25 protein-coding genes are annotated in these 23421 nt (G+C 65.1%); 15 read left to right on the top strand and 10 right to left on the bottom strand.

Annotation, left to right across the window (positions count from 1 at the left end; translation table 11 throughout):
* Positions 1-63: 63 nt before the first annotated feature.
* The 4 genes from ccoG to ccoS are packed head-to-tail and all read left to right on the top strand — an operon-like array spanning position 64 to position 4402.
* Positions 64-1530 carry a cytochrome c oxidase accessory protein CcoG gene (gene ccoG, locus ACE10W_RS10680; RefSeq protein WP_011085552.1) on the top strand — a complete coding sequence of 489 codons (1467 nt, stop codon included), beginning with the start codon at positions 64-66 and terminating at the stop codon, positions 1528-1530.
* A gap of 15 nt (positions 1531-1545) precedes the next feature.
* Entirely contained in the window at positions 1546-2031 is a 486-nt protein-coding gene (locus tag ACE10W_RS10685) for a FixH family protein (RefSeq protein WP_304551444.1), read from the top strand.
* A gap of 11 nt (positions 2032-2042) precedes the next feature.
* Positions 2043-4235: a cation-translocating P-type ATPase gene (locus tag ACE10W_RS10690; RefSeq protein WP_304551446.1), complete on the top strand. Its 2193-nt coding sequence runs from the start codon at positions 2043-2045 to the stop codon at positions 4233-4235.
* On the top strand, positions 4235-4402 hold the full coding sequence (gene ccoS, locus ACE10W_RS10695; protein WP_008138466.1) for a cbb3-type cytochrome oxidase assembly protein CcoS: 168 nt from the start codon (positions 4235-4237) through the stop codon (positions 4400-4402). The genes ACE10W_RS10690 and ccoS overlap by 1 nt, the downstream gene beginning before the upstream one ends.
* Here ccoS and ACE10W_RS10700 read toward each other — a convergent pair.
* Positions 4399-5601: an MFS transporter gene (locus ACE10W_RS10700; protein WP_304551452.1), complete on the bottom strand. Its 1203-nt coding sequence runs from the start codon at positions 5599-5601 to the stop codon at positions 4399-4401. The two genes, ccoS and ACE10W_RS10700, sit on opposite strands and share 4 nt — an antisense overlap.
* A gap of 165 nt (positions 5602-5766) precedes the next feature.
* Entirely contained in the window at positions 5767-6249 is a 483-nt protein-coding gene (locus ACE10W_RS10705) for a cupin domain-containing protein (protein WP_028174766.1), read from the bottom strand.
* Between the two features lie 15 nt (positions 6250-6264).
* Here ACE10W_RS10705 and ACE10W_RS10710 point away from each other — a divergent pair, with 15 nt between their 5' ends.
* The 3 genes from ACE10W_RS10710 (at position 6265) to ACE10W_RS10720 (ending at position 7569) form a co-directional block, all read left to right on the top strand.
* Entirely contained in the window at positions 6265-6489 is a 225-nt protein-coding gene (locus ACE10W_RS10710) for a hypothetical protein (protein WP_304551453.1), read from the top strand.
* Positions 6486-6770 carry a hypothetical protein gene (locus ACE10W_RS10715; RefSeq protein ID WP_304551454.1) on the top strand — a complete coding sequence of 95 codons (285 nt, stop codon included), beginning with the start codon at positions 6486-6488 and terminating at the stop codon, positions 6768-6770. The genes ACE10W_RS10710 and ACE10W_RS10715 overlap by 4 nt, the downstream gene beginning before the upstream one ends.
* Before the next feature lie 82 nt (positions 6771-6852).
* Positions 6853-7569, top strand: a complete 717-nt coding sequence (locus ACE10W_RS10720; RefSeq protein WP_304551455.1) for a peroxiredoxin-like family protein — start codon at positions 6853-6855, stop codon at positions 7567-7569.
* A gap of 186 nt (positions 7570-7755) precedes the next feature.
* Here ACE10W_RS10720 and ACE10W_RS10725 read toward each other — a convergent pair whose 3' ends face one another.
* Positions 7756-8643 (bottom strand): LysR family transcriptional regulator, encoded by an 888-nt coding sequence (locus ACE10W_RS10725; protein ID WP_304551457.1) that lies wholly within the window; start codon positions 8641-8643, stop codon positions 7756-7758.
* A 198-nt stretch (positions 8644-8841) separates the two neighbouring features.
* On the opposite strand from ACE10W_RS10725, the gene ACE10W_RS10730 reads away from it, so the two are divergent.
* Entirely contained in the window at positions 8842-9990 is a 1149-nt protein-coding gene (locus ACE10W_RS10730) for a patatin-like phospholipase family protein (protein ID WP_304551458.1), read from the top strand.
* 92 nt (positions 9991-10082) lie between these two features.
* On the top strand, positions 10083-11033 hold the full coding sequence (locus ACE10W_RS10735) for an oxygenase MpaB family protein (RefSeq protein WP_304551460.1): 951 nt from the start codon (positions 10083-10085) through the stop codon (positions 11031-11033).
* A 225-nt stretch (positions 11034-11258) separates the two neighbouring features.
* Here ACE10W_RS10735 and glgA read toward each other — a convergent pair whose 3' ends face one another.
* The gene (glgA, locus tag ACE10W_RS10740; protein ID WP_028174771.1) at positions 11259-12647 is read right to left on the bottom strand and encodes a glycogen synthase GlgA; all 1389 of its coding nucleotides are present in this window, start codon (positions 12645-12647) and stop codon (positions 11259-11261) included.
* A gap of 221 nt (positions 12648-12868) precedes the next feature.
* On the opposite strand from glgA, the gene ACE10W_RS10745 reads away from it, so the two are divergent.
* The 3 genes from ACE10W_RS10745 (at position 12869) to ACE10W_RS10755 (ending at position 16473) form a co-directional block, all read left to right on the top strand.
* Entirely contained in the window at positions 12869-14065 is a 1197-nt protein-coding gene (locus tag ACE10W_RS10745; RefSeq protein WP_028174772.1) for a CaiB/BaiF CoA-transferase family protein, read from the top strand.
* Positions 14066-14213: 148 nt separating this feature from the next.
* A complete protein-coding gene (locus ACE10W_RS10750) occupies positions 14214-15281 on the top strand; it encodes an alcohol dehydrogenase (protein WP_271558294.1) in 1068 nt (355 codons plus the stop codon).
* A gap of 112 nt (positions 15282-15393) precedes the next feature.
* Complete coding sequence (locus ACE10W_RS10755; RefSeq protein WP_028174773.1) at positions 15394-16473, top strand: isocitrate/isopropylmalate dehydrogenase family protein; 1080 nt, start codon at positions 15394-15396, stop codon at positions 16471-16473.
* 41 nt (positions 16474-16514) lie between these two features.
* Here ACE10W_RS10755 and ACE10W_RS10760 read toward each other — a convergent pair whose 3' ends face one another.
* The 3 genes from ACE10W_RS10760 to ACE10W_RS10770 all read right to left on the bottom strand — a co-directional run bounded on the left by ACE10W_RS10760 (position 16515) and on the right by ACE10W_RS10770 (position 19197).
* On the bottom strand, positions 16515-16799 hold the full coding sequence (locus tag ACE10W_RS10760; RefSeq protein ID WP_304551464.1) for a hypothetical protein: 285 nt from the start codon (positions 16797-16799) through the stop codon (positions 16515-16517).
* Positions 16800-16904: 105 nt separating this feature from the next.
* Positions 16905-17720 carry an enoyl-CoA hydratase gene (locus tag ACE10W_RS10765; RefSeq protein WP_011085567.1) on the bottom strand — a complete coding sequence of 272 codons (816 nt, stop codon included), beginning with the start codon at positions 17718-17720 and terminating at the stop codon, positions 16905-16907.
* Positions 17721-17847: 127 nt separating this feature from the next.
* A complete protein-coding gene (locus ACE10W_RS10770) occupies positions 17848-19197 on the bottom strand; it encodes a murein L,D-transpeptidase (protein WP_304551467.1) in 1350 nt (449 codons plus the stop codon).
* Between the two features lie 235 nt (positions 19198-19432).
* Here ACE10W_RS10770 and ACE10W_RS10775 point away from each other — a divergent pair, with 235 nt between their 5' ends.
* A complete protein-coding gene (locus ACE10W_RS10775) occupies positions 19433-19585 on the top strand; it encodes a hypothetical protein (RefSeq protein WP_171901239.1) in 153 nt (50 codons plus the stop codon).
* Between the two features lie 21 nt (positions 19586-19606).
* Here the strand turns inward: ACE10W_RS10775 and ACE10W_RS10780 are convergent, their stop codons facing one another.
* Positions 19607-19978 (bottom strand): helix-turn-helix domain-containing protein, encoded by a 372-nt coding sequence (locus ACE10W_RS10780; protein WP_014497036.1) that lies wholly within the window; start codon positions 19976-19978, stop codon positions 19607-19609.
* Positions 19979-20007: 29 nt separating this feature from the next.
* Positions 20008-21054: a LysR family transcriptional regulator gene (locus ACE10W_RS10785; protein WP_011085570.1), complete on the bottom strand. Its 1047-nt coding sequence runs from the start codon at positions 21052-21054 to the stop codon at positions 20008-20010.
* 482 nt (positions 21055-21536) lie between these two features.
* Here ACE10W_RS10785 and ACE10W_RS10790 point away from each other — a divergent pair, with 482 nt between their 5' ends.
* Complete coding sequence (locus ACE10W_RS10790; protein WP_011085572.1) at positions 21537-21803, top strand: hypothetical protein; 267 nt, start codon at positions 21537-21539, stop codon at positions 21801-21803.
* A gap of 203 nt (positions 21804-22006) precedes the next feature.
* The gene (locus ACE10W_RS10795; RefSeq protein ID WP_011085573.1) at positions 22007-22738 is read left to right on the top strand and encodes a cytochrome c biogenesis CcdA family protein; all 732 of its coding nucleotides are present in this window, start codon (positions 22007-22009) and stop codon (positions 22736-22738) included.
* 25 nt (positions 22739-22763) lie between these two features.
* On the opposite strand, the gene ACE10W_RS10800 is transcribed toward ACE10W_RS10795, so the two are convergent.
* A complete protein-coding gene (locus ACE10W_RS10800; RefSeq protein WP_304551480.1) occupies positions 22764-23420 on the bottom strand; it encodes an HAD family hydrolase in 657 nt (218 codons plus the stop codon).
* Position 23421: the final 1 nt, after the last annotated feature.

The following is a 23421-nucleotide window of genomic DNA, read 5'->3' on the forward strand; positions in this document are numbered from 1 at the left end:
GATCAACTGACGCGGCGACGTCGGGTCTAGGTTTAATCGCACCTCCTCGAAAAGTTTCAGGCGATGAACAAGACCGTGAACCCGAAAGACCTCACATCGGAAGATGACGTCGGGCCGCTCTACGCAGCCCGCAAGAAGGTCTATCCCCAGAGCGTCTCCGGCACGTTCCGCCGGATCAAATGGGGCCTGATGGCGTTCTGCCTCGGCGTTTACTACTTCCTGCCGTTCGTGCGCTGGAATCGCGGCCTTGGCGCGCCCAGCCAGGCGGTGCTGATCGATCTTCCCAACAGCCGCTTCTATTTCTTCTTCATCGAGCTGTGGCCGCAGGAGGTCTACTATTTCACCGGCCTGCTGATCGTCGCCGCGGTGGCGCTGTTTTTGATGAACTCCATCGGCGGCCGGATCTGGTGCGGCTATCTCTGTCCGCAGACCGTCTGGACCGACCTGTTCTACGCCGTCGAACGCCTGATCGAAGGCGATCGCCGCGAGCGGATGAAGAAGGACAAATCATCCGACCCGATGAAGCTCGAGCGCATCTCCGAGATCGTGCTCAAGCATTCGATCTGGCTGCTGATCGCCTGGTGGACCGGCGGCGCCTGGGTGCTCTATTTCAACGACGCGCCGACCCTGGTGAAGGAGCTCGTGACCTTCCAGGGGCCGATGATCGCCTATATCTGGATCGGCATCCTCACCGCAACGACCTATCTGCTGGCCGGCTACATGCGCGAGCAGGTCTGCACCTATATGTGCCCGTGGCCGCGGATCCAGGCAGCGCTCACCGACGAATGGGCGCTCAACGTCACCTACCGCTACGACCGCGGCGAGAAGCGCACCTCGGTGAAGAAGGCGGCCGAGCTGCGCGCGCTCGGCCAGCAGGTCGGCGATTGCGTCGATTGCTACCAGTGCGTCGCGGTGTGCCCGACCGGCATCGATATCCGCAACGGACCGCAGATGGAATGCATCCAGTGCGGCCTCTGCATCGACGCCTGCGACAACGTGATGACCAAGATCGGCCGGCCGAAGCGGCTGATCGGCTATGACAACGACATCAACATCCATCGCCGCCAGGAAGGCAAGGCGCCGATCTATCGGATCGTCCGGGCGCGCACCGTGGTCTACAGCGCGATCATCGCGGCCATCGGCGGCTTCATGATCTACACGCTGGCGACGCGCAGCCTGCTCGACGTCAACGTGCTGCACGACCGCAATCCGGTCGCGGTCAAGCTCAGCGACGGCTCGATCCGCAACGCCTACACGGTTCGGCTGCTGAACAAAAGCGGCTACGACCGCGTCATCGCGATCGACGCGAACGGGCCGGCCAATTTGACGGTTCACGTCATCGGCGTCGATTCGGTGACGCCGGACCGGCCGATGATCGTGATCCCCCGCGACTCCACCAGCGAGCTGCGCCTGCTGGTCACGGCGCCGGCGGAGACCAATCCCGAGAAGTCGATCCCGGTTCGCTTCCACGTCACCGATATCGGGCTCGGCGAGGTCGCGTCCGCCACCGACAATTTCGTCGCGCCCTAGGATCAGGAGACAGCCATGGCCTCCAAGCCGCTGACCGGAACAAAAGTCTTCCTGATGCTGGTCGCCTTCTTCGGCGTCGTGATCGGCGTCAACGTGACCATGATGAAGCTCGCGATCGCGACGCTGCCCGGCACCGACGTCGACAGCCCCTATGCCGCGGGTCTCACCTATGATCGCGAGATCTCGGCGGCGCAGGACCAGGCCGCGCGCAAATGGAAGGTCAACGCCCATATCGAGCGCGGGACCGATGGCGGCGCCGTGCTTCAGGTCGAGGCACGCGATGCCAGCGGCCAGCCGGTGTCCGGATTGAAGTTCGGCGGCCGGCTCGAGCGACCGACCGACAAGCGCGCCGATCTTTCGGTCGAGCTCTCGGAGGCAGGCATCGGCATCTATCGCGGCAATGCCGCCTCCGTCGCGCCGGGCCAGTGGGACCTGGTGATCGAGGGCGAGGCGCGGGGGACGCGCGTGTTCCTGTCGCGCAACCGCGTGATCCTGAACTGAGGGACGTCGTCATGCACGTCACGCGGGATTTCTCGCACTACGTCCGGACCGCGGGCGAGGGTATTAAGCACATCGATCTCGCGGTCGAGGGGGTTCACTGCGCCGGCTGCATGGCCAAGATCGAGCGCGGATTGTCCGCCATCCCCGACGTCACGCTGGCGCGCGTGAATCTCACCGACCGCCGCGTCGCGCTGGAATGGAAAGCGGGCACGCTCGACCCGGGCCGTTTCATCGACCGGCTCGAAGAGCTCGGCTACAAGGCCTATCCGTTCGAGACCGAGAGCGCGGAAGTGGCCGAGGTCGCCGAATCGCGCTTCCTGCTGCGCTGCCTCGGCGTTGCGGCGTTCGCCACCATGAACGTCATGATGCTGTCGATCCCGGTGTGGTCGGGCAACGTCTCGGACATGCTGCCCGAGCAGCGTGACTTCTTCCACTGGCTGTCGGCGCTGATCGCGCTGCCGGCGGCGGCCTATGCCGGCCAGCCGTTCTTCCGCTCCGCCTGGCGCGCGCTGTCGGCCAAGACGACCAACATGGACGTCCCGATCTCGATCGGCGTGATCCTCGCGCTCGGCATGTCCGTGGTCGAAACCATCCACCATGCCGAGCACGCCTATTTCGACGCGGCGATCATGCTGCTCACGTTCCTGCTGGTCGGCCGCTTCCTTGACCAGAACATGCGGCGGCGGACGCGCGCGGTCGCCGGCAATCTCGCCGCGCTGAAGGCGGAGACGGCGGCCAAGTTCGTCGGGCCCGACGAGATTTCACAGGTGCCCGTCGCTGCGATCAGTCCTGGCGACATCGTGCTGCTGCGGCCCGGCGAGCGCTGTGCGGTCGACGGCACGGTGATCGAGGGGCGTTCCGAGATCGACCAGAGCCTGATCACCGGCGAGACGCTCTATGTCACGGCCGAGCAGGGCACGCCGGTCTATGCCGGCTCCATGAACATCTCCGGTACGCTGCGGGTGCGCGTTTCGGCGGCCTCCGAAGCGACGCTGCTCGCCGAGATCGCGCGGCTGCTCGACAACGCGCTCCAGGCGCGCTCGCGCTACATGCGGCTCGCCGACCGCGCCTCGCGGCTCTACGCGCCGGTGGTGCATGCGACCGCGCTCATCACCATTTTGGGCTGGGTCATCGCGGGTGCGTCCTGGCATGATGCGATCGTGACCGGCGTTGCCGTGCTGATCATCACCTGTCCCTGCGCGCTTGGGCTCGCGATTCCGACGGTGCAGACGGTGGCCTCGGGCGCGATGTTCAAGTCCGGCGTGCTGCTCAACTCGGGCGATGCGATCGAGCGGCTGGCGGAAGCCGACCACGTCATCTTCGACAAGACCGGCACGCTGACGCTGCCCGACCTCGAAGTGATGAACGCGGCTGACATTCCCGCCGATATCTTCGAACTCGCCGGCCGCCTCGCGCTGTCGAGCCATCATCCGGTTGCCGCCGCGGTGGCGCAGGCCGTCGGCGCCAGGTCGCCGATCGTCGGCGCGGTCGAGGAGGCCGGGCAGGGCGTGCGCGCAGACGTCGACGGCGCCGAGATCCGCCTTGGCCGTCCGTCCTTCTGCGGCGCCGAGGCGCTGGTCGGCGACGGGACGAGGCTCGATCCCGAAGCCTCCATCGTGGCCTTCAGCAAGGGAGCCGAAAAATTCATCCTTTGGGTGCGTCAGGGCCTGCGTCCGGACGCTCAGGCCGTGATCGCGGCGCTGAAGGCGCGCAACATCGGCATCGAGATCCTCTCCGGCGACCGCGAGCCGGCGGTGAAGGCCGCGGCCCATGCGCTCGACATTCCGGAATGGCGTGCCGGCGTCACGCCGGCCGACAAGATCGCGCGGATCGAGGAGTTGAAGCGGCGCGGTGCAAGAGTGCTGATGGTCGGCGACGGCATGAACGACGCGCCCTCGCTGGCGGCCGCCCACGTCTCGATGTCGCCGATCTCGGCGGCGCATCTCAGCCAGGCCACCGCCGATCTCGTCTTCCTCGGCCGGCCGCTGGCTCCTGTCGTCGCCGCGATCGATTCCGCGCGCAAGGCGCTGCACCTGATGCGGCAGAACCTCTGGCTTGCCATCGGCTATAACGTCCTCGCGGTGCCGGTTGCGATCAGCGGCGTCGTGACGCCCCTGATTGCCGCTGCCGCCATGAGCGGATCGTCGATCCTGGTCATGCTGAATTCGCTGCGCGCCCGCAGCGACTCGCGGGAGATCGTGTGATGGAAATCCTGGTCATCCTGGTTCCGCTGGCGTTGATGCTCGGAGGCGCCGGTCTTGTCGCGTTTCTTTGGTCTTTGCGGAGCGGTCAGTACGACGACCTCGACGGTGCGGCCTGGCGCGCCATCGCCGATGACGAGCCGCCGCAGGAAGCGCCGGTCAAGCGCTAGCGCTTCAGGGCGAATGTGAGCAGGGCCGCGGCCGCGAGGGCCACGCCGACACCGGCGACGCAGGCGTGCCAGCCGAAACTGTCGAACAGTCGCCCGAGCACGGCCGTGCCGATCAGCCCGCCGCAGAAGTAGCAGGCAAGATAGGTTCCGCTGGCGACGCCGCGGTTGTCGGTGGCGGCCTGTCCGACGAAGCCGGTCGCGGCGGCCTGCGCGAAGAATGTTCCGACACCAACCAGAACCATGCCGATGAGCACTTCGCCCAGATGCGGCGCCAGCATCAGCGGCAGGCCCAGTCCGGCGACGGCGAGCGAGCCCCATATTGTCGGCCGCGTCCCGAGCCGCGAGGCCACCCTGCCGGCGAGCAACGTCGTGACGACCGATGGCAGGAAGACGAAATAGACGAGGCCCAGATCCATCATGCCGAGCGACAGCGGCGGCCGGACCAGCACGAAATTGACGAATGTGAAGGTGCCGATGAAGGCGAACAGGATGCAGAAGCCGATGCCGTAGGCGGCGCGCAGCCGCGGATTGCGCCAATGCGCGATCATGGCGACAAGCGGCGGGCCCGCCGGCGTCATGGCATGCATCGGCTGCACGCGCCTGATGGTGAAATAGACCAGCGCCGCGCCGGCGAGGTTGAGCGCCGCGAAGAAATAGAAATTCCAGGCGAGACCGAGGCCGTCGGCGACCGCCGCCGAGATCAGCCGGCCGACGAGGTTGCTGGCGACATTGCCGGTGATGTAGGCGGCAAACGCGCCGCCGGCGTCCATCGCGCTGCATTGCTCGCCGAGATAGGCGAGGGTGAGCGCGAAGGCAGATGCCATGCACAGGCCCTGCGCGATCCGCAAGGCGGTGAAGACGCCAAGATTTGGCGCGATCGCCAGCAGGCTCGTAGGCACCGCCAGCAGCGTGAGGCTGAGCAGGATGCCGGTCCGCCGGTTGATATGCGGGCTGAAGAAGCCGACGACGAGGCTAGCAATCGCCATGCCGAAGGTGCTGGCGTTGACGGCAAAGCCCATCGCCGCCGGCGTGACGCCGTAATGGCGCGCCAGCGAGGGCAGGATCGCCTGCGTCGCGAAGAGATCGACGACGGTCAGGAAGGCGGTGAGGCCGATGACGAGCGAACGAAGCGCAAGGCCCGGGGAATGCGCGTCCATCGTCATCGCGGCCGGTTTGATCGACGCGGAAAGATCGGTCATGGCACGGCTCTCCGTTGATCTGCCATTCCGGGCTGGTGCGGACGGGACCGCAAAGTGCGGCTCGGAGCACCAGACCCGGAATCTCGAGGTTCCCAGGTGCGCAAATTGCGCACCGTAGTTCGATGCTACGCATCGCCCCGGAACGGCGGCCTGTTCAAGCGCGCGTCACATGTGGTGGTCGTTAGGGTCCCTGCGGACGTCGCCGACATAGAGAATGACGGTTTCCTTGCCGAGGTTCTTCCACCAGTGCGAGGTGCCTGATACCTCGGGGCGGATGTCGCCGGCCTTGTGTACGATCGGATCGACGCAGTTGGACGCGTACTCGACGATCTCGCCCTGCTGCACGAAGATCAGGGCAGGACGGTCGTCGTGGCTGTGCCAGGGCACGATGCCGCCGGGCTCGATGGTGAGCTTGCGGAAGCGCAGCTCGCGGCCCTCGATATGCGCCGGCTGCTTGCCGAGGTCGATGGCGCCGAGCGTGACGTCGGTGACGCCGACCGGCTTATAGTCGACCATCTGGTGCGCGTTCGGCTTGATCTTGTCGACAGGACATTCGCCCGCGAGCGCCGGCTGCGCCGCAAATGTCAGTGCACCGAGAACGGCTGCGCCCGACCAGACCAGGCGCGACAACATGTGCTGCTTGAACATGGGAACTCTCCTCTGTTGGCCGCAACCTCGCTGGTCGCCGGCTATGGCAGGAGCTTCGTCGAGACCGCGTCGATTTTGAAATACCGGCTTGCTTTCGATGCGATAGCCCTGCGCTATGTTGATGCGCGGCGGCTATCGAACCGATTGGGCATCGGCATTTCCGCTTCCGGGGTATCCGGCGTCCGATGGCGGGGCGCCCGATTGGCGGGCGTTCACGTCAATCCGGAGGAGCACTCATGACGAAAGTGTCCAAGACCCTGATTTTTACCGCCGCCTTCGCGGTGATCGCCACCTCGGCCTTCTCGGAAGCCGCCTGGGATTTGAAGGCGGGCATGGCCTATGTCTATGGCGGGCCCGGCAAGATGTCGGCGATGGCCATGGCCCCGGCCGAGAAGAACCACGACGTGATGATGAAGCACGCCAAGAAGGTGCCCGCCAACACCGTCTTCTTCATGGACAACGGCACGCTGTACTCCGCGTCCGGCCGGCTCGACCCCACCGGCAATTTCTACGTGAACTGAACCGGCCCTCGCGTAACGGCCGCCCCTTGCGGGCGGCCGAACCAGGAACCTAATATTCGCCCTTCGAACGCCGGAGCGGAAGATGACCTCTCTCTCACCAGCTGACGCCGAGCAGCTCAAGCTTGCCTTCCAGCGCTGCCGCGAGATGGAGGGAACCCTGAACGAGCAGCTCCTCGCGTATGCCGACGCAAGCCGCCAGGTGTTTCCGGCCTATGGCGAGGCGGTCGATCGCCTGGTGGCGCGATTGAACGGGAACGGCGGCGGGGAGAACGCGCCGCGTCCGGGCGATCCGATGCCGCTATTCATGCTGCCGGACGAGACGGGGCGTCTCGTGACGTTGCCCGCGCTGCTGGCGCAAGGCCCCGTCGCGGTGATGTTCTTCCGCGGCCACTGGTGCCCCTATTGCCGGCTCAATGTGCGCGCCGTGGTGCAGGCGCAGGACCGCATCAAGGCAATGGGCGCGCAGGTCGTTGCGATCATGCCGGAGACGCAGGAATACACGCGGCAGATCAAGGCCGATTCCAGTGCGCCATTTCCGATCCTGACCGATCTCGACAACGGTTACGCGCTGTCGCTCAATCTCGCGATCTGGCTCGGCGTCGAGATCCAGCGCCTGTTGTCCTATCAGGATATGGCGAAATTCCACGGCAATGACGGCTGGATGCTGCCGATCCCGGCGGTGTTCGTGGTCGGCCGCGACGGTATCGTCAAGGCGCGCTTCGTCGATCCGGATTTCCGCAAGCGCATGGAGATCGACGATCTGATCGAGGCGTTGGAGAGCGCGGGCCGGGAGAACTGAGGCTCGCGTTTTCTTCCCCGCTCCCCTTGTGGGAGAGGGTGGCTCGCCGCATAGCGGCGAGACGGGCGAGGGGTCTCTCTCCTCCAACGCTGAGCTGAGTTTAAGGAGACATACCCCTCATCCGGCGCTTCGCGCCACCTTCTCCCACAAGGGGAGAAGGAAGAAGAGCAGCGATCGTTCTCGCGGCTACCCCGCAATCGCCCGCCAGTCCGCACAGCGCAGCATGCGCATCACGGCGTTGGCCACCGCCGTGCGCTGGCGGCCGGCGACGCCATAGAGGCTGACGGTGCGGCGGGCATCGAGGCCGGCAACCGCAGCGCGTTTCAGGCTCTCCGGCACGGGCGAGGTGTGGGGCATCATGGCGACGCCGATATCGGCCTCCACCAGCTCGATCAGGTCGCGTTCGCTCGAAATCTCGTGGCCGTGATCGACATCGATGCCGTGCTCGCGCAGGCTCGCTGCGATGCGCTTGGAATGCTCGCAATAGCTGCGGCCGAGTAATTGTTCCGCGCGCAGGTCGTCCGGCTCGATCGTGTCGTGCTCGGCAAGCCGGTGCTCCCTGCTGACGATGAGATCGAACGCCTCGGTGAACAGCGGCCAGACGTCGAGCCGTTCCCAGGCCTCGTCGATCTCGGCGGCGATGCCGAGCTCGGCCTCGCCCTTCTTCAGGAATTCTGCGACCTCGCGGCTCGTCCCGCGCAGGAAGCGGAATTCGAGCCGGTTGAACTGCCGCCTGATCTCGTTGAGGTGGGGGATGAGCAGCGCCAGGTCGACCGAATGCGTCAGCGCAACGCGGAGCGCGCCGACCTCACCGCTCCTGAACGAGGAGGCGAGCGAGCGCGCACCGGCGGCGGCATCATAGCACTGCTTCAGCAGCGGATGCATGCGCTGGCCGAGCTCGGTCAGTTGCGCCGCCGGCCGTTCGCGGCGAAACAGGTCGCCGCCCAGCTCGGCCTCGAGCTGCTTGATCGCGCGCGTCAGCGAGGGCTGCGTGACGTTGCACTCCTCGGCGGCGCGCGTGAAATTCAAGAGCTGCGCCACCGCGAGGAAATAGCGGACCTGGTGCATTTCCATGGATCGGCTCCCGGCAGGATCGGCCGGAAATCTAACCGATCGGGACAGGGAATGATATCCTGGCCGCCATAGCGCGTGCGTATGGTTTCGGAAGCCAAGCGGCATTTCCAAAAGACCCGGCAATCGCGAAAAATGGCAAGACGTAACAATAGCCTTACGCCTGACGAATGATAACCATAGGCCCGACAGGAGCGAGACATGAACGGCATGCGGGACAACGGGCAACGAAAGAGCATGGACCTGCCGGGTCAGGTCGTTCTCGTGCTGCAGGGCGGCGGCGCGCTTGGCTCCTACCAGGCCGGCGTCTACCAGGCGCTGCACGAGGCCGGCATCGAGCCGGACTGGATCATCGGCACCTCGATCGGCGCCATCAATGCGAGCCTCATCGCGGGCAATGCGCCGGAGCATCGGCTGGCGCGCCTGAAGGAATTCTGGAAGCGGATGGAGCAGAACCCGGTCTGGAACTGGCGCACCGCGTTTCCCGACTTCAACGAGAAGCTCGCCTATTGGTCGACCGTGACCCAGGGCATTCCCGGGTTTTTCCAGCCCAACCCGCTGGCGCATGCCGGGGAGTCCTATCCGCTCGGCGCCGATCACGCCGGTTTCTATTCGACCGCGCCGCTGGAGAAGACGCTGAGCGAGCTGGTCGATTTCGACCTCGCCAATCGCTGCGCGCCGCGCCTGACGGTCGGAGCGGCCCATGTCGGCACCAGCGAAATGCGCTATTTCGACAGCCGCGACGGCGAACTGACGGTGAAGCATGTCATGGCCTCCGGCGCATTGCCGCCGGCCTTCCCGGCGGTGCGCATCGATGGCGAACTCTATTGGGACGGGGGCATTCTCTCGAACACACCGACGGAAGCGGTGTTCGACGACAATCCGCGCAGGGATTCGCTGATCTTCTCCGTGCATCTGTGGAATCCGGTCGGCGCCGAGCCAACCACGATGGCGGAGGTGCTGAACCGGCACAAGGATGTGATGTATTCCAGCCGGATCGCGAGCCAGATCGCCCGCCAGCAGCAGGCCCATCGCCTGCGCCACGTCATCAACCAGCTCGCCGCGCGTCTGCCCGAGAGCGAGCGCAGCGATCCCGCGGTGAGGGAGCTGATGAGCTACGGCTGTTCGACCCGCATGCACGTCGTGCGGCTGCTGGCGCCGCAGCTCGACCGCGAGACCCATACCAAGGACATCGACTTCAGCCCGTCGGGCATTACGCGGCGCTGGCATGCCGGCTATGCCCACACGAGGTCCGTGCTCGCACGAAAGCCGTGGATCGGCGAATTCGATCCGCTCGCCGGCGTGGTGCTGCACGAGCATATGGACGAGATGCCGATTGCGGCGGAGTAGGGGCCTTGTCCGTGATCTGTTTTGGGCCGTGACGATATCACGAGGGCGCTGTCTGGGCTATTATCGCGGCGTCTTCGTCGCGAGGATCGCAATTGGTCGTTGAGAAAGATCTGGAGGCGGCGCTCGATCAGGTCCGCGTCGATGCGGCGGGGCCGGTCCCCGGCGTGTTCGGTCCGTCCTCGGTCACCTGGCGGATCGACCGGGAGGCTGTCATCTTTCTCGGCGCCGGCCGCGCGTTGCTGCTGCAACTGGCTCACCCCTGGGTCGCCGCCGCCATCGCCGAGCACTCCCGGACGTTGGCCGATCCGATCGGCCGCTTTCACCGCACCTTCGACATCGTCTTCGCCATGGTGTTCGGCTCGCTCGACCGTGCCTTGCTGTCGTCGCGGCAACTGCACCGGCGTCACAGCATGATCGTCGGAGAGATGCCCGGGACGGTGGGCCCATTCGCTGCCGGCTCGCGCTACTACGCCAACGACATCCCGTCATTGCGCTGGGTTCATGCGACGCTGGTCGAGACGGGGCTGATGGCGCATGATCTGGTTCTGCCGCAGCTCTCCGTGGAGGAGCGCGAGCGCTACTGGACCGAGGGCCGGCTGTTCGGCGCCTTGTTCGGATTGACCGGGGATGATTTGCCGGCGGACTGGTCCGGCTTTGCTGCCTACACCGCGGCGATGGCGCAGTCGGAGACTTTGACCGTCAGCCCGGCCGCGCGCGAGATCGCGACACAAATCTTCACCGGCGCCCGTCCGTGGTTGCGCCCGCCGCGCTGGTATCGCGCGCTGACGGCAAGCCTGCTGCCGGAGCGATTGCGTGCAGGCTTCGGGTTCGAACTGGACGAGCGCGATATCAGATCCGCCGACAACGCGATGAAATGGATCAGGCGCGTCTATCCGAAATTGCCGGACAGGCTGCGCTATGTCGGTCCCTACCAGGAAGCGCAGGCGAGGCTGCGAGGAGAGTTGCAGCCGGACTGGATAACCCGTTGCCTCAACCGCGCCTGGATCGGACGGCCGCAGATGGACGTGCGCGGCAAGGGGTGAAGGCCTCGGTCCTCACCCCGTCATCCTGAGGTGCGAGTGGCGCGATGCGAGAGCATCGCGCCGGGAGCCTCGAAGGATGCACGGCCCCGCTGCAGCCGGGCCGTCGCCCTTCGAGGCTCGCCGAAGAGGCGAGCACCTCCAGCGACAACGGCTCCGCCGTTGCGCGGGGGGACAGGGGAAGATAAGCGTTCGCAATGACGGAGTATGTGGAAGCGCCGTCGCGCCTCACACCGCTGCCAGCTTCCGGTACAGCGCGCTATAGCTGCCGGCCGAGATGCTCCAGGAGAACGACCGTCCCATGGCGCTGCGGCGCATGGAGTCGAGCTGGTCCTGCGCCATGAAGGCTTCGAAGGCCCGGCGGACGCCGCCGAGGAAGGATTCGTGCGAGGGTCTCGAGAACAGGAAGCCGGTCTCGCCGTCGGTGATGGTCTCGGCCAAGCCGCCGGTCTGGTGCCCGATCGGCAGCGAGCCGAAGCGCTGGGCGTACATCTGGCTGAGGCCGCACGGCTCGAAGCGCGACGGCATCAGGGTGAAGTCGCTTCCGGCAAAGATGCGCCGCGCCTGGGCGTCGTTGAAGCCGATCGCAACGCCGATCGCATCGGGGCGGCGGCGATGCGCGTCGATCAGCGCCTGCTCGAGCGCCGGCTCGCCGGAGCCGGTGACCACGATCTGGCCGCCGGCATCGATGATCTCGTCGGCCGCGGACAGCACGAGGTCGATGCCCTTCTGGTGCACGAGCCGCGCGACGATGCCGAACATCGGGCCGCGCGACACCGCCAGCCCGAACTGCTTGCGCACGTAGTCCGCATTGGCCTTCTTGCCGACCCAGTCGCCGGCGCCGAATTGCTGGGCGAGCTGGGCGCAGGAGCGCGGGTCCCAGCTCTCGTCGATGCCGTTGAGGATGCCGGTGAGCTCGGCGGCGTCCGAGCGCAGCCGGAGCAGACCCTCCAGGCCGCAGCCGAACTCGGCCGTGGTGATCTCGCGCGCATAGGTGCCGCTGACGGTGGTGAGATGCGAGGCGTAGACGAGGCCAGCCTTGAGGAAGGAGACCTGGTCGTAGAATTCGAGGCCGTCGATGTGGAAGGCGCTTTCCGGTGCGCCGATCCGCCGCAGCGAGTCCTTCGGGAAGAGGCCCTGATAGGCGAGGTTGTGAATGGTCAGGATCGACGGCAGCTTGGCGCCGCGCCAGGCGAGATAGGCCGGCACGAGCGAGGCCTGCCAGTCGTTGGCATGGATCAGGTCTGCTGCCCAATTCTTGTCCAGCTTGCCCATGGCCAGCTCAGCGGCTGCCGAGGCAAAGCGCGCGAAGCGGATGTCGTTGTCCGGCCAGTCGCGTCCGGACTCGTCGCCATAGGGATTGCCGGGCCGGTCGTAGAGTTGCGAGCATAACAGCACATAGACCGGCAGGCCGTCCTTGGTCGCGGCCCGGCCGAGCGAGCAGGCCGGCAGATCCGCAAACGACGGGCAGCGGCCAACGATCTGAATATGCGTGAGTTGCTCGATGATGTCGCGATAGCCGGGCAACATGATCCGGATATCGGCGAAGGGGCGAAGGGCTCTGGGCAGGGCAGCGGAAACGGCTCCAAGTCCGCCGACGCGGACGAAGTCGTCCATTTCTGTCGTAACGAACAAGACCCTCAAGAACAGTTGCCCCTTGCCGATCCGGTTTGCTGCTATGCAAGAACGGGTCCAGTTGCCCCGCAATTCCCAAGCACGCCTGCGAAACGCCTCCGCTCGGTAAAGACTTTCCTACTCAGCCGCCGCCCTCTAGGGTCGGCGCACCAACAACAGAGAACATTCATTGTTCCTAGGATACGCCAGGAGACGCGGCACGCATGCAGCTAGCAGATAAGCATGAGAGCACGACGACAAAGGCCTTCGCCGGACTCAGGGTGCTGGATTTTTCGACCACCATCGCCGGTCCCCATTGCACGCGGATGCTCGCCGATATGGGCGCCGAGGTCATCAAGATCGAGACCGACGGCGGCGAGACAATGCGGACCCGGCCGCCGCTGCGCAAGGGGTGCAGCACCGTATTCGGCCAGCTCAATGTCGGCAAGAAGAGCGTCGTGCTCGACCTCAAGTCCGAGGACGGCAGGGAGGCGATCCTCCGGCTGGCCGCGACCGCCGACATCCTGGTCGAGAACTTCCGGCCGGGCGTGATGCACCGGCTGCGGCTCGACTATGACAGAATGCGCCCGGTCAATCCCAGGCTGATCTATTGCTCGATCTCGGGCTACGGCCAGAGCGGCCCCTCGGCTGAGCTGCCGGCCTATGCGCCGGTGATCCACGCGGCCTCCGGCTATGACATGGCGCATCTCGCCTACCAGCCCGGCCGTAATCGCCCCGACTATTGCGGCATCTACCATGCCGACGTCGTCACCGGCACCTACGGTTTTGGGGCGATTGCGTCGGCGCTCTATCAGCGCACGGTGACCGGGCTTGGCCAGCACATCGACGTCTCCATGCTGGAGTCAATGCTGACGCTGACTCTGATCGAGTTGCAGAGCTCGCAGTTCGCGGTGAAGCCGCCACCGCGCCCGATGTTCGGGCCGACCGAGACGGCCAATGGCTATGTCATGATCACGGTCGCGAGCGAAAAGACGTTTCAGTGCTTGATGGGCGTGATCGGACGCCCCGACTGGATTTCCGATCCGCGCTTCTCTGCCTACGCTGCGCGCCGCGAGAACTGGGCCGAGTTGATGGATGGCGTCGAGGCCTGGTCGCGGCAGCTCTCGACCGAGGCATGCCTCGTCGCACTTGGCGCGGCCGGCGTGCCGGCCTCGGCCTATCGCACCGTCTCCGAGGCGCTGGCCGATCCGCAGCTCGCGCACCGGCAGGCGCTCTCGTCGGTGGAGGATGGCGGCGGATCGTTCCAGGTTCTCAATCTGCCGTTCCGGATGTCCGGCGCCGACACGACGCCGGCCAGGGTGATGGCCGCGCTCGGCGAGCACACGGATGCGTTGCGCGACGAGATTGGCCTCGCCGATGACGCGTCAATTCCGTCAGGCAAAACGGCCGCGCAAGGGTGACGGAAGGCTCGGTGCGGCGAGCAATGCGGCCTTGCGCGCGGCCGGCTTGCCACCGTCGGCCGGCGTAAACTAGACAGGTGCGCGTTTGTCTCGCCTCGCCGGCCGTGGCATGGTGGCGCGACAACAAGAAGCATGCGGGAGGACGCCGATGAAGAGTTTCAAGGTCGCCGATTTCAAGGCGCCGCTGCAGGAGTTCGACGAGCCCACGCCGCAGCCGTCGGGCACGCAGGTGCTGATCAAGGTGAAGGCCGCCGGCGTCTGCCACAGCGACCTCCATATCTGGGAAGGCGGTTACGATCTCGGCCATGGCCGCAAGCCGCTGTCGCTGAAGGACCGCGGCATCAATCTGCCGCTGACCATGGGCCACGAGACGGTCGGTGAAATCCTGGCTTTCGGTCCTGACGTGAAGCCGACCGACCAGGGTGATCTCAGGCTCGGCGACGTCGGCCTGGTCTATCCCTGGATCGGCTGCGGCAAGTGCGCGACCTGCCTTGGCGGCGACGAGAACATGTGCCTGACGCCGCGCTCGCTCGGCGTCTATTGCGACGGCGGCTATTCCGATCACATGCTGGTGCCGCATCCGCGCTATCTGCTGAACCTCAAAGGGCTCGATCCCGCGACCACCGCGCCCTATGCCTGCTCGGGCGTCACCACCTACAGTGCGCTGAAGAAGGTCGAGCAGCATTTCGACACGCCGATCGTGATGTTCGGCGCCGGCGGCCTCGGCCTGATGGCGCTGTCGCTGTTGAAAGCGATGGGCGGCAAGGGCGCGATCATGGTCGACATCGACGCCAGGAAGCGCGAGGCGGCGGAGAAGGCCGGCGCGCTTGCGACCGTCGATCCCAAGGCGCCGGACGCGCTGGAGCAGCTTGCCAAGAAAGCGGGCGGGCCGATCCGCGCCGTCATCGACCTCGTCGGCAATGCCGCGACGACACAGCTCGGCTTCGACTGCCTGACCAAGGGCGGCAAGCTCGTCATCGTCGGCCTGTTCGGCGGCGGTGCGACCTGGGCGCTGCCGCTGATTCCGATCAAGGCGGTGACCATCCAGGGCAGCTATGTCGGCAATCTGCGCGAGACGCAGGAACTGCTCGACCTCGTGCGAACGAAGAACGTGCCGCCGATCCCGGTGACGCGTCAGCCGCTCGCCAAGGCCAACGACGCGCTGGTGCAATTGCAGCAGGGCGCCGTGGTCGGGCGCACGGTGCTGACGCCGTAGTTTCTCTTTACGTCATTCCGGGGCGATGCAAAGCATCGAACCCGGAATCTCGAGATTCCGGGTTCGGTCCTGCGGACCGCCCGGAATGACGCCCGAAAATGCAGGAACCCCCATGTCCGCAAACAACGCCTTCCACATCGCCGTGCTCGCCGGTGACGGCATCGGCCCTGAAGTCATGGCTCCGGCGATCGAGGTGCTGCGCAAGATCGAACAGAAATCGGATTTGCGCTTCCGCTTCACCGAGGCGCCGGCCGGTGCCAACAATTATCTCGCCACCGGCAAGTCGATGCCCGAGAGCACGATCAAGCTGTGCGAGGAGGCGGATGCGATCCTGCTCGGGGCCTGCGGCCTGCCGTCGGTGCGCTACCCCGACAACACCGAGATCGCGCCGCAGATCGAGCTGCGCTTCATCTTCGATCTCTATGCCGGCGTGCGGCCGGCGCGGCTCATTCCGGGCGTGCCGAGCCCGATCGTCGGCGCCGACACGCGCGGTATCGACCTCGTCGTGATCCGCGAATCCACCGAGGGCCTGTTCGCCTCGATGGGCAAGGGCGTCGTCACCCATGAGGATGCGCGCGAGACCATGGTGATCACGCGCCGGACCTCCGAGCGCCTGTTCGAGTTCTCGTTTCGCCTCGCCGCACGCCGCAAGGCGCGCGGCAAGCCGGGGATGCTGACCTGCGTCGACAAGGCGAACGTGTTCAAGGCCTTTGCCTTCTTCCGCGGCATCTTCGACGAGATTGCCAAGAAGCATCCGGAGGTGAGGACCGACCGGCTCTATGTCGATGCCTGCTCGGCGATGCTGGTGAAGCGTCCCTGGGATTTCGACGTGATGGTGATGGAGAACATGTTCGGCGACATCGTCTCCGACATCACCGCGAGCCTGATCGGCGGTCTCGGCATGGCGCCGTCGGCCGACATCGGCGACAAATACGCCGTGTTCCAGCCTTGCCACGGCACCGCGCCCGATATCATGGGGCAGGGCAAGGCCAATCCGACCGGCATGATCCTGTCGGCCGCGATGATGCTGGACTGGATCGCGGACAAGCACGGCGTCGAGAGCGCGGCAGAAGCCGGCGAGACGATCGAACGTGCGGTGGACCAGGTCTATGCCGGCGGCATCAAGCCGATGGAGTTCGGCGGCAGCAACGGCACGGCCGACATCACGAAGGCGGTGCTGGGGGCGCTGTAGTCAGATGCCAAGAGAAAGGGGCCTCGCGGCCCCTTCGTCGTTCACCAGCGGTGCCAGTGGCGGTGACCCCAGCCCCATGGGCGCGGGCCGCCATAGTACCGGCGCGGGCCACCGTAATAGCCATAGGCGCCATAATAGTTCGGACGCCACCAGCAGCGGCCCCACTGATTACAGACCATTCGGACCTGATCGACGTTGGCGGCCGGGCCGCTTGCGACGCGATCGGCCTGCCGAATGCCGTTCGGCATCGCCGCGAGCGCTTGCCCTGACGTCAGCGCAGCGCTGCCGAGCGCGGCCAGACCAAGCACAGCAAACTTGAGTTTCATCGCAATCTCCCTCGTTGGTGGCGGAAGAACTTGCGACGGATCAGTTGGTTGCTATCGCGGTGCAGGAGACAGAGGAATTTAATCTTCCTGAATGCCGGTTCAGCTTCACCGCCCCGAAAATTGCGGCTTGCGCTTCTCCATGAAGGCCTGCCGGCCCTCGCGAAAATCGGCGGAGTCCATGCAGGCATGGCCGATCGCCTTGATCGCCTCCATGTCGCGACCGCTTTCGTCCTTCAGCACCTGTGCGATGGTGATCTTGGCGGCCTTGATCGCGAGCGGGGCGTTCTGCGAGATCGTCGCGGCGATCGCCATGGTCTCGCCCCAGAGCTGATCGTCCGGGACCACGCGCTCGACGAGGCCAATGCGCAGCGCTTCCGCGGAATCGATCCGCATGCCCGTGTACATCAGCAGCCGCGCCCAGGACGGGCCGACCAGCGACACCAGGTGCCGCAATCCGTCGTAGCCATAGGCGATGCCGAGCCTTGCCGCGGGAATGCCGAACTGGCTGCCAAGCGCAGCGATGCGGATGTCGGCAAGCATCGCGACCTGCATGCCGCCGCCGAGACAAAAGCCCTGGATGCAGGCGATCGTCGGCTTGGGATAGTCGGCGAGCAGCGCGCGCTGGGCGGCGCTGCGTCTGGCGTAATCCTCGGACGCCGCCGCGTTGTGGCGCGTCTTCTCGAACTGGCTGATGTCGGCGCCGGATACGAACGCCTTGCCGCCGGCGCCGCGCAGGATCACGACGCGCACCGCGTCGTCGTCGCGCAAGGCCGTCAGTGCCTCGCCAAATCCCTCCCACATCTCCAGCGACATCGCATTGCGCTTGTCGGGATTGTTGAAGGTGATCACGCCGACGCCATCAGTGGCGTGCTTGAGGATCTTGCCGTCGGCGTAGGAAGTTTCATTGGAAATGTCGGGCATCGCGCGCTCGCTTGTCGTAGGCCGGGCGCAATGTGCTGCCGGGCCGAGGTCCGGGTCAACCGCGGCGAGGCGATGGGCTCTGCATCCGCCTGTGCCGCGATTGCATGGCGCGGCTACTGCGCCGATCCTAGCGCGTCATGTGCGCGGTCAGCGGATGGCTGCCGGCATTGCTGAAGAAGGCCGCCTCTTCCGCGGTCGCTTCCAGCAACTGCTCGTCCTGGTTATAGACGTCGTTGCGGAACTGGACGGTCTGGTCCTTGGTCATCCACGCCGTGAGATAGGTCCAGGCCACCGGGACCTTCTTCGCCATGGCGACGTCGAGGTGCTGGCCGCTCGCGATTTCAGCGTCGATCGCGGCGCGGCTCCACTTCGGCTGGTCCTTGAGCAGCCAGGCGGCGAGATCGCGCACGTTGTCGACGCGCGAGCAGCCGTGGGAATCGAAACGGTAGTCGTCGCTGAACAGATTGCGCTGGTTGGTGTCGTGCATGTAAACCGAGTAGGCGTTCGGCATGTCGATCTTCACCGCGCCGAGCGCGTTGAAGGTGCCGTTCTGCTGGCGCACAGTGAAGTTCGGCGTATGCGTGCCGGACCAGTCGACCGAATGCGGATCGATCGGATTGTCGTGGGCGTCGAGCACCTCCATGTGCATACGCGACAGGTAGGTCGGGTCCTTGCGCATATGCGCGGAGATTTCGGTCTTGGCGATCGATGACGGCACCGTCCAGGTCGGATTGAGAACGACGCTGGTGATCTGGGCCGTCAGTGTCGGCGAGGGCTTTTCGGTCTTGCCGACGATGACGCGATAGCGCCGCACCACGACGTCGTTCTCGACCGCTTCGGCAAAGGCCGCGGGGATGTTGACCACGACATAGCGCTGGCCGAAGCCGAAATTCATGTTCTCGAGCCGCTGGAGCGAAGCCTCCAGCTGCCGGATGCGCTTCTGCACGGAAACGTTCATCGCCGCGAGCGTGCGCGGCGTCACCATGCCGGTCGGCGCCAGCCCGTGGCGAGCCTGGAAACGCTTCACCGCGTCCGCGAGATCCTGGTCGAAGGCGCCGCTTGCCTTGTCGGCGGAAAGGTCGCCGGAGACGATCAGCCGCTTGCGCAGCAGGTCGTCATTGGCGCCCTGGACGCCGAGTGCGAATTTGGCGTCTGCCGGGATCGTCGGCCAGCCGCCGCGCACCGCGAGATCGGAATAGCTGAGCGCCGCGTCCTTGATGCGCTGGGCTGAGCCCTCGTCATAGGTCGGCTCGTGCGTCATCGCGAGCGCTGCGGCCGAGCGGCTTTCCGGCGTCGAGGCCGAGGTCGACGCGGCGGTTTTCGGCGCGGCCGCGTGGGCCGGATTGGCGGCGGCCGGCACGGTGCCGCCCGACGCCGCCGGGCTGGAGCCGGCCTGGCCCGTGGTCTCGGTCTGCGCGAGCGCGGAAGCGCTGGCGAAGAGGCCCATGGCAATCATCACGGCATGGCGCTTCGACATCTGTCTTGTTCTTCCCCTGAGGACGAGGCCCGGACGAGCGCTCGCATTGGCAATTTCCCGGTCGCCGCGCCGCGGGCGCCGATTGGTAAGATCGGCGGGAAGCTAGGGCATCAATATTGAGGTCCCATTAAGCACGGCAGTCGAAAACTCCGCGCGTCCAGTGCGGAGTCTCTCGATTGGGTCGCGGCAGGGTGGAGATGGGTTCGCGAAAACCGCGGGCGGGGGCAGGGAAAAGATGAAGAAAAAGATCAAGAAAAAGGCCAAAAAAAAGGGCGGTCAGGCCGCCCGAATGCCGCGCGCGGACGGCGCGCAGGCCAAATCCGATCCAGCAGGTCTCGTTCAATCCGGCCGCGCCCCCGTGACGCGGTGGATTGAACGTCGGCCTTGAAGGCCAGACCGCCGAGATGGATCAGGCTTCGTTCGCCGCGATCGATTCCATCAGCGAGACGAGCTGACGCTGCACCGTCTGGTCCTTGATCTTGCTGTAGGCGCGCAGCAGGCGGAGGCTGAAGGCCGAATCGAGGAACAGCAGGCTCTCGACTTCGCGCGCCTTGTTGTCGCCGTCGTAGAAGAAGGTCACGGGCACGTCGAGGGCGGTGGCGATCTGCTGAAGCCGAGCCGCGCCGACGCGATTGACGCCCTTCTCGTATTTCTGAACCTGCTGGAAGCTGACGCCGAGCTTCTCGCCGAGCTCGGCCTGCGAGATCTTCATCTCGACGCGCCGCAGACGGATCCGTTTGCCAAGCTCGATGTCGGGCTTGCCGGCACTGCGTTGCTTCATTCTTTTCGCCGCTGTTTTCATGTTCGTTCTCACCGTTCTTCGGTTGAAAATCCCCCGAAGAGCTGGGTCAGGGGTTCGCCCATATACGAGTCCTTGAATTCATGCGGGTGCACGAACTCTTCCTTAAACCACGGGAAGCGAGCCGGATTGAAAGCCTCGATCAGCCAGTCAATCATGTGCCGTACCCGCGGAATTCGGCCGCTACCGGGATGGTAGGACAACCAGATATCCAGCGGTCGGTTCAGCTCGACCTCCAGTGGAATCAACTTCCCGCCAAGCGCGACGGCGTAGCTCGGGAATACGCCGATTCCGGCGCCATTCGCGACAGCCCAGTAGTTGGCGCTTGAGACGTTGGTCTTCATGACCAGAAGGTCACGTTCAGGAACGCCCGGGAAGAAGCTCTCGAAAGTTTCCTTGGCGGCGAGCTGGTCGGCGAATTGCAGCACTAGGCGGTGCTTGATCAATTCCATTGCCGAGCGCGGAGCGCCATGTTTCTCGATGTATTTCTCGGAGGCCCAGAACATCAGATGCATGCGGCCGAGCCGCACCAGCTTGACGTCGAGCGCGGAAGGACGCGACAGGTGGATGGCGACGTCAGCCTCGTGGCGGGAGACGTCTGCGGATCGCATCGCGCAATGCAGGTCGACCAGAATCTTCGGATAGGCCTGCTGGAATTCGACCAGGCGCGGGGCGAGCCAGAACGTCCCAAGGCCCTCGGTCACCGCGACGCGGACCTCGCCGGACAGGACATTGGCCGTCGAATCGCTGGTGCGCAGCACGTCGAACGCAGCCGCCTCCATTCGTTCGACGGCGGAGACCACCATCGTGCCCTCGTCAGTCAGGTGGGTGCCGTGCACGTCGCGGGTGAAAAGGGTAGTGCCGGTCTGACGCTCGAAATCGTCGATGCGTCGGCGGACGGCGTTGATCGACAGCGACAGACGTTCGGCCGCCGAGCGGAAACTTCCGGATCGGACGACTTCCAGGAAAATCCGGGCGGCATCCCAATCCGAGAGGCCGCTGAGATTTGCTTTTTGGCGTTCCTCTAGTGGAACGCCCCTTTCCGCCAAGGAGTGCATACAAGTCCCTTCGGGTTGTTAAACTGGCAGAATCTGGCGCAAACCACAACCACGACGGGTTGGGGAATGGCGAGTTTTGAACGCCATCCTTACTACCTCGAAGGTGGTATCTGAGTGCGGCCAAGGGCTGGGAATCGGGCAAACTTTCGCCCGAATGAGGGGTGTCGCGTGAGTTCCGTTGCGAGCCGTGAAATGGCTGCGGGATTGTCGGCGCTGTCCGCAATGGATCTGCTTGCGAGAGAGGCGTTCCCGCCTTCCAGGACGGATCGATCACAGCGCATCGTGCGTTCTACCCTTCGTCGTTTCGATGATGGCCAATTAAGCAGCGGGGCGATGTTCGCCGGAACCGCAGTTTCAACGCAGAAACACACTGAAATCATGTTCAGAGGCGCAGCGGCCTCGTGCTATCGTTGGCTCTCCATGGGGGCCAGAGGGGTCGTCACCAACACGTCTCGCAGGCCGAATTAACGGAAAGAACGCCGGTGTCGCATTCAGACGAACAGTTGCAGTCGGTGCTGGAAACGCTCGAGGAGTGCCGCAGGGTTCTCAACGAGATCAATAGCCGTGAGTCGGCCGAGCTGCTGTCCATTGTTATCCTGGACGTGCGGATGAAACTCAAAGGAATTGACAGTGCCGATCTCAAGGCATTGTGCGACGAAATGCTGCGGAGCGCTGCAAGCGAACCGCCACCCCCCTCCAAGCAGACGCAGGACCAGCCCCGGCGTCCGCTGCTCCGCGTGGTGAAGTAGCCGCGCCGCCGGATCTCGCTTTTTGGCGAGGTTTGTGCGCGTCCCGATGCCGCATCTGTGATTGCGGACGGCATCGGGAGGAGCCCTGGTTTTGTGCGCCTCTGTTGCGCATTTTCCGGCATCGGCTACACCAGAGCCGGTGCTCCGGGCCGCGCGCATTCCCCGCGCGCCGCGCCGGCGCCTGAGATGGCTCCGACTGCATCATGCAAAATGTTTCGATCCCGGCGGCGCTGATTGCCGGCCTCGTCAGCTTCCTCTCCCCATGCGTCCTGCCGCTGGTCCCGCCCTACCTGATCTATCTCACGGGCGCGACGATCGAGCATGTCGAGAGCGACGAGCCGTCATCGGCCTCCAAGCGCGCAATCATGATGTCGGCGCTTCTGTTCGTGCTCGGCTTCTCCACCGTGTTTGTGGCGCTCGGCGCCAGCGCCTCGCTGGTCGGCGGGCTGATCCGGGCCTGGTCGGCGGAGCTGTCGATCCTCGCCGGCGTCGTCATCATCGTGATGGGTCTGCACTTCCTCGGCCTGACGCGCATCGGCCTGTTGATGCGCGAGGGCCGGCTGCCGATCCCGAAACCCGTCGGCCTGTGGGGCGCCTACATCATGGGCCTCGCCTTCGCCTTCGGCTGGACGCCCTGCATCGGCCCGATCCTCGCCGCGATCCTCTCGATCGCCGCGGCCGAAGCCACGGTGACCAAGGGCGCAGGGCTCCTCGCGGTCTATTCCGCGGGCCTCGGCATTCCCTTCCTGATCGCCGCGCTGATGATCGAGCAGTTCTCCGCGCTGTTCGCGCGCATGAAGGGCCATCTCGTCAATGTCGAGCGCGCCATGGGCGTGTTGATGGTGATCACCGGCATCGGCTTTCTCACCGGCGCGGTCTCGAATGTGAGCATCTGGCTGCTGGAGACGTTTCCGGCGTTGCAGACGTTCGGGTAGGGCGTGTCGAATGGGAGTGCTGCAATCATTCCATGCTCAGCAAAGCCGGAAGGTCGCTCATGCGATGAAAGAGGTCGTCGCAGACAGCTGCTAACTCTTGCTCAATTTCCGGATCACCTCCGGTAAAGCCGAGGACCCTCATTCCTGCGGCCTTTGCTGCGCAAATCCCGGATAACGAGTCCTCAACAACGATGCAACGTGAGGGGTGAGCGCCCAACGTCTGCGCAGCATGCAGAAACAGGCCGGGGTTCGGCTTCCACGAACCAACCTCGTACGCACTGAATATGCGTCCTTCGAAGTGCCCCAGCAGGCTCGTCAATCCGAGTGCATGCGTGAGTTTCGACATGGGTCCGTTAGACGCCACGCAAACCGGAGCAGTGATTGCAGCCAACGCTGCATGGATTCCCTCGACAGGCCTCAGTTCGGCATCAAAAGCCAGCGCGGTTGCTTGCCGAACGTCGGCGACGAAAGTGTCTCGGACACTGCGGCCTAACCGGCGCTCGATTTCGCGCACGCAGTCCGTCATCTTCACCCCTCGGAACGAACGTATCGCGTCTTCCATGCTGATCGCCACGCCTTCCTCAGATGCTGTCCGGACCAGCACGGTCAGGGCAATGATCTCACTATCGACCAGGACACCGTCCGAATCGAAGATAATGAGTTCGGGACTTGCACAGATCATC

The sequence above is a fragment of the Bradyrhizobium sp. B025 genome (assembly GCF_042257955.1).
GTDB classification, from domain to species: domain Bacteria; phylum Pseudomonadota; class Alphaproteobacteria; order Rhizobiales; family Xanthobacteraceae; genus Bradyrhizobium; species Bradyrhizobium diazoefficiens.

Excerpts from the sequence above, each read along its gene's own strand:
- glgA (WP_028174771.1), bottom strand. The coding sequence starts at position 12,647 with ATGGACGACTTCGTCCGCGTCGGCGGACTTGGAGCCGTTTCCGCTGCC.
- ACE10W_RS10800 (WP_304551480.1), bottom strand. The coding sequence starts at position 23,420 with ATGATCTGTGCAAGTCCCGAACTCATTATCTTCGATTCGGACGGTGTC.
- ACE10W_RS10745 (WP_028174772.1), top strand. The coding sequence starts at position 12,869 with ATGCAGCTAGCAGATAAGCATGAGAGCACGACGACAAAGGCCTTCGCC.
- ACE10W_RS10715 (WP_304551454.1), top strand. The coding sequence starts at position 6,486 with ATGACGAAAGTGTCCAAGACCCTGATTTTTACCGCCGCCTTCGCGGTG.
- ACE10W_RS10725 (WP_304551457.1), bottom strand. The coding sequence starts at position 8,643 with ATGGAAATGCACCAGGTCCGCTATTTCCTCGCGGTGGCGCAGCTCTTG.
- ACE10W_RS10685 (WP_304551444.1), top strand. The coding sequence starts at position 1,546 with ATGGCCTCCAAGCCGCTGACCGGAACAAAAGTCTTCCTGATGCTGGTC.
- ACE10W_RS10700 (WP_304551452.1), bottom strand. The coding sequence starts at position 5,601 with ATGACCGATCTTTCCGCGTCGATCAAACCGGCCGCGATGACGATGGAC.
- ACE10W_RS10755 (WP_028174773.1), top strand. The coding sequence starts at position 15,394 with ATGTCCGCAAACAACGCCTTCCACATCGCCGTGCTCGCCGGTGACGGC.
- ACE10W_RS10770 (WP_304551467.1), bottom strand. The coding sequence starts at position 19,197 with ATGTCGAAGCGCCATGCCGTGATGATTGCCATGGGCCTCTTCGCCAGC.
- ACE10W_RS10705 (WP_028174766.1), bottom strand. The coding sequence starts at position 6,249 with ATGTTCAAGCAGCACATGTTGTCGCGCCTGGTCTGGTCGGGCGCAGCC.
- ACE10W_RS10750 (WP_271558294.1), top strand. The coding sequence starts at position 14,214 with ATGAAGAGTTTCAAGGTCGCCGATTTCAAGGCGCCGCTGCAGGAGTTC.
- ACE10W_RS10795 (WP_011085573.1), top strand. The coding sequence starts at position 22,007 with ATGCAAAATGTTTCGATCCCGGCGGCGCTGATTGCCGGCCTCGTCAGC.
- ACE10W_RS10785 (WP_011085570.1), bottom strand. The coding sequence starts at position 21,054 with ATGCACTCCTTGGCGGAAAGGGGCGTTCCACTAGAGGAACGCCAAAAA.
- ACE10W_RS10730 (WP_304551458.1), top strand. The coding sequence starts at position 8,842 with ATGAACGGCATGCGGGACAACGGGCAACGAAAGAGCATGGACCTGCCG.
- ACE10W_RS10765 (WP_011085567.1), bottom strand. The coding sequence starts at position 17,720 with ATGCCCGACATTTCCAATGAAACTTCCTACGCCGACGGCAAGATCCTC.
- ccoG (WP_011085552.1), top strand. The coding sequence starts at position 64 with ATGAACAAGACCGTGAACCCGAAAGACCTCACATCGGAAGATGACGTC.
- ACE10W_RS10760 (WP_304551464.1), bottom strand. The coding sequence starts at position 16,799 with ATGAAACTCAAGTTTGCTGTGCTTGGTCTGGCCGCGCTCGGCAGCGCT.
- ACE10W_RS10775 (WP_171901239.1), top strand. The coding sequence starts at position 19,433 with ATGAAGAAAAAGATCAAGAAAAAGGCCAAAAAAAAGGGCGGTCAGGCC.
- ACE10W_RS10780 (WP_014497036.1), bottom strand. The coding sequence starts at position 19,978 with ATGAAGCAACGCAGTGCCGGCAAGCCCGACATCGAGCTTGGCAAACGG.
- ccoS (WP_008138466.1), top strand. The coding sequence starts at position 4,235 with ATGGAAATCCTGGTCATCCTGGTTCCGCTGGCGTTGATGCTCGGAGGC.
- ACE10W_RS10690 (WP_304551446.1), top strand. The coding sequence starts at position 2,043 with ATGCACGTCACGCGGGATTTCTCGCACTACGTCCGGACCGCGGGCGAG.
- ACE10W_RS10720 (WP_304551455.1), top strand. The coding sequence starts at position 6,853 with ATGACCTCTCTCTCACCAGCTGACGCCGAGCAGCTCAAGCTTGCCTTC.